This window comes from Frankia sp. AgKG'84/4 (assembly GCF_023242965.2).
Classification (GTDB): Bacteria; Actinomycetota; Actinomycetes; order Frankiales; family Frankiaceae; genus Frankia.
On sequence record NZ_JALKFU020000455.1, the window covers coordinates 1 to 4,375 of the forward strand.

4 protein-coding genes and 1 pseudogene are annotated in these 4,375 nt (G+C 75.6%); all 5 read left to right on the forward strand.

The window, feature by feature from the left end:
• The first annotated feature begins 320 nt into the window (after window positions 1–320).
• Window positions 321–980: a DsbA family oxidoreductase gene (locus MXD58_RS21100; RefSeq protein WP_248839467.1), complete on the forward strand. Its 660-nt coding sequence runs from the start codon at window positions 321–323 to the stop codon at window positions 978–980.
• 62 nt (window positions 981–1,042) lie between these two features.
• Window positions 1,043–1,987 (forward strand): class I SAM-dependent methyltransferase, encoded by a 945-nt coding sequence (locus MXD58_RS21105; RefSeq protein ID WP_248839466.1) that lies wholly within the window; start codon window positions 1,043–1,045, stop codon window positions 1,985–1,987.
• A complete protein-coding gene (locus MXD58_RS21115) occupies window positions 1,984–2,685 on the forward strand; it encodes an HD domain-containing protein (protein ID WP_284678664.1) in 702 nt (233 codons plus the stop codon). Before MXD58_RS21105 ends, MXD58_RS21115 begins: the two co-directional genes overlap by 4 nt.
• 93 nt (window positions 2,686–2,778) lie before the next feature.
• Window positions 2,779–3,864, forward strand: coding sequence for a site-specific integrase (locus MXD58_RS21120; RefSeq protein ID WP_248839465.1), 1,086 nt, complete (start codon window positions 2,779–2,781; stop codon window positions 3,862–3,864).
• 87 nt (window positions 3,865–3,951) lie between these two features.
• Window positions 3,952–4,375, forward strand: a pseudogene (locus MXD58_RS21125) (hypothetical protein); the annotation flags it as partial.

Here is a 4,375-nt window from a genome sequence, read left to right on the forward strand (position 1 = left end):
CCCCCGCCCCCGCGGCGGTGCCGGCCCCGGCCCTCCACGACGCGCCGGCGAACACCGCCTGAGACCCCACCCGCCCACCACACCGGAGCCCCCCACGGCACCGCTGGTGCCGGCCGGCGCCGTGCGGCACCTCGGCGCGGATCTCACCCGCCGGGGTGTGCGCCGATCGTCACCTTCACCGCCGCCCACCCGGGTGGCAACGGTGGTGTTCACTCGGTGCGGTGGCGACGTCGAAGGGCCACCGGCGCACGCCACGTGCCCTTCGCCGAAGCCCGGCAGCCGCGACCGGATCGCGGTGACGAAGAGGATGGTGGTCCGCCGTGCGTGTGGACATCTGGAGTGACGTCGTCTGCCCGTGGTGCTACGTCGGGCGGGCCCGGTTCGACCGGGCGCTCGCCGCATTCGCGCACCGCGAGGAGGTCGTCGTGCGTTTCCACTCCTACGAGCTGAACCCGACCCTGCCCCGCGGTGGCTCCGAGGCGCTGCTCGACGCGCTCGCCCGCAAGTTCCCCGACACCCCCCGCACGCGACTGTGCGAACGCGAACACCGCGTCGCCGACGCCGCCCGCGACGAAGGCCTGGGCTACCGCGGCGACCGGCGCAACGGCAACACCTTCGACCTGCACCGGCTGCTGCACCTCGCCGGCGACGCCGGCGAGGCGGCCCAGGCGGTGCGCGCGCTGCACCACGCCCACTTCGCGCAGGCACGTGACGTGTTCGCCCCCGACGTCGCCGTCGAGGTGTTCACCGCCGTCGGCCTGCCCGCCGCCGAGGTGCGCCGGGTCCTGGACGGCGACGCCTACACCGAACGGGTCTTCGCCGACCAGCGCGCCGCCCACGACATGCGCGTCACCGGCATCCCGTTCGTCGTCGTCGACCGCACCATCGCCGTCGCCGGCGCCCGCTCCACCGACCTGTACACCCGCACCCTGGACACGGCCTGGGCACGCCGGCCCCGCGCCCGCCAGCACGTCGCGTAACCCCCCGGCCCGCGCCGAGGGCCACCCGGGCCCCACACCCCTGGAGGGACACCCGCCGCGTCATGGCCGCACACCCCGACAACAGCCCCCCGCCCGCCGGCCCGCCCCACCCGCAGGCACCGCCCCACCCGCAGGCGCCCGCCCAGGGAACACCCTTCGACGGCAGCCACACCCAGGCCGCCGCCCACAACCAGGCGTTCTGGGACGAACGGGTGCCGCTGCACCTGGCCAGCGACCTGTACGACGTCGACGGCTTCCGGGTGTCCCTCGACAGCCTGCGACCATTCGAACCCGTCGAGGTCGGCGACGTCACCGGCCGCCGCCTCGCCCACCTGCAATGCCACATCGGCGTTGACACCCTGTCCTGGGCCGCGCGCGGCGCCGCGGTCACCGGCCTGGACTTCTCCCCGGCGGCGATCGACGCCGCCCGCCAGCTCGCCGCCGACCTCGCCCTGCCCGCCCGGTTCGTCGTCGCCGACGTCTACGACGCCCCCGACGCCCTCGGCCGCGGCGGCTTCGACGTCGTCTACACCGGTTTCGGCGCCTTGGTGTGGCTGGCGGACCTGACCCGCTGGGCGGGCGCCGCCGCGGCCCTGCTGGCCCCCGGCGGGGCGCTGTACCTCGCCGAGTTCCACCCGATCACCCAGATCCTCGACGAACACGACGGCCAGCGCATCATCGGCGACTACTTCGCCGGTGTCCCACGGCGCTGGCACACCGCCGGCTCCTACGCCGCCCCGGACGCCGCCACCACCGACAACGTCACCGTGCAATGTGACCACACCCTCGGAGAGGTCATCACCGCGGTCGCCGGCGCCGGACTGCACATCCAGTTCGTCCACGAACGTCCCGTGACGCTGTTCGCCCGCGCCGCGAACCTGCGCCGCGGCACCGACGGTCTCTACCGCGCCCCCGACGGCACCCCCCGCCCGCCCCTGACCTACACCCTGCGGGCCGTCAAACCGCCCGCCGCGGACCGGGACACTCCACTACGGTCGCCGTCATGACGACAACCAGCCGGCGGACGCCCCCACCCGGTCCCGCCGCCCCCACCACCGCCCCGGCCGATGCCACCACCACCGCACACGGCCCGGAGGAGACCACCGAGACCGCCGGCGACCTGGCCGAACAGCTGCACCGCCGCCACGCGCCCACCACCGCGGCGTTCACCAGCGTGCACCGCCACTGCCGCATCGTCTGGGACATCGCCGCCACCCTGCTCGCCGCCGGCGCCGCACCCGACGCCGACCGCGCCCTGGTCCGCACCGGCGCACTGCTGCACGACATCGGCGTCTACCGCCTCTACGACACCGACGGCCACCTCGACCACACCCAGTACCTACGCCACGGCGTCCTGGGCCACGACCTGCTCGCCGCCGACGGCCAACCCGCCGCGGTCTGCCGCTTCGCCTCCTGCCACACCGGCGTCGGCCTGACCCGCGAGGAGATCGAAGCCGGCTCCCTACCGCTACCAGCGGCGGACTATCTCGCGCGGACCGTCGAGGAACGCCTGGTCATGTACGCCGACAAGTTCCACTCCAAAAGCCGCCCCGACAGCTTCCTCACCGCCACCGCCTACCGCGACCAGCTCCGCCGCTTCGGCGCCGCGAAGGTCACCCTGTTCGACACCTTCGTCACCGAGTTCGGCATCCCCGACCTGACCACCCTCGCCACCCGCCACGCCATGCACCTCCACACCGGCTGACACCCACCGGGAACCGGCCACCTCACCCGCCGCCCTGCCCGCGGCAGAGGCGAGCACGCACCGCCACCGCTGGCCACGCGCAGCCCGGATATCGTGGACGGCGATGATCCCTCCCGCTTCGCCCGCCGCGCCGCAGTGGTGAGCGTCGAACCCGCCGCCGGCGGCGAGCCGGCCGCGCCGCTGGTCGGCACCGTCCTCACCACGCACCCCGCCACCACCGACACCCAGGTACCCGACACCCTCGACGTCGCCCTCGCCGGCCGGGTCGGTGACTACGCCCGCGCGTCGCGCTCCGCGAACACCTGGCGCGCCTACGACAGCGACCTGCGTCAGTTCCGCGGCTGGTGCGACCGTCAGCCGGCCCCACCGGCGGCGCTGCCCGCGAGCCCCGCGACCGTCGCCGGCTACCTCACCGCCCTCGCCGACGCCGGTTACAAACCGACGACGATCCGCCGCCGGCTCGCCGCGATCTCCGTCGCCCACCAGCTCGCCGGCCATCCCAACCCCGCCACCGCCCCCGAGGTCGCCGCCGTGTGGAGCGGGGTGCGCCGCACCCACGGCGCCCCACCACGGCGCAAGGCCGCCCTGGACACCGCCCTGCTCACCCGCGTCGTCGCACCCCTACGCGACGACGCGGGCGCCGACCTGCGCGACCGGGCGCTGCTGCTCATCGGGTTCGCCGGCTGCCTGCGCCGCGCCGAACTCGTCGGCCTCGACGTCACCGACATCGAAACCACCCCCGACGGCCTGATCCTGGCGATCCGCCGGTCCAAAACCGACCAGGACGGCGCCGGCGCCCTGGTCGGACTGACCTACGGCGCGCACCGCGCCACCTGCCCGGTCCGCGCCTGGGCCGCCTGGAGCGCGCACACCGGACTCACCGACGGCCCGGCGTTTCGCGCCATCACCCGCCACGGCCACCTCGGCACCACCCGGCTGCATCCCGCCTCCGTCGCCCGCATCGTCCAACGCCGCGCCGGGGCCGCCGGCCTGGACCCCGCCGACTTCGCCGGGCACTCCCTGCGCTCCGGGTTCGCCACCGCCGCCGCCCGCGCCGGCGTCCCCGACCGGTCGATCATGCGCCAGGGCCGCTGGCGTTCCGCCGCCTCCCTGGAGGGCTACATCCGCGCCGGGGGCCTGTTCGACCGCGACAACCCCTCCGCCCACGTCGGCCTGTAGTCAGCCGAAGACGCGTCCAGCAGCCACCACCGGCGCCCACCAGACGGCCCGCGGGACCTCGCCGCGTCGGCATGGCAGGCTGCCGGTGTGACCAGGGGCGAGCAGGCCAGTGGCGAAGGCGACCCGACGCGGCCGACGCATCCCACGGGCACGCCCATCGCCGACAGCCCCACCCGGCCGGCGGCGCCGGGACTGTCCTGGGATGTCGTCGTCTCCCATGTTGACGCGGACGCGGCGTGGGCACGGTGGCTGTGCTGGCATCTGACCGACGCCGGCTATCGGGTGACAGCCTGCCCCCGGGAGGTGCCCGGCCCACCGGGGCGCCCCGGTAGCGCGCAGACGCCTCCGACCGGCGCCGAGGTGGACCTCGCCCGGCATCTGGACCTCGCCCGGCATCTGGGCCTCGGCGGGGACCTGCTCGTCCTGTGGTCGGCCGCCTACCATGCGCAGGCCGCGGCGACGACCGCCGACGCCCTGCCCGGCCCGGCCGCCGACCCCGCCGACGCGGGCG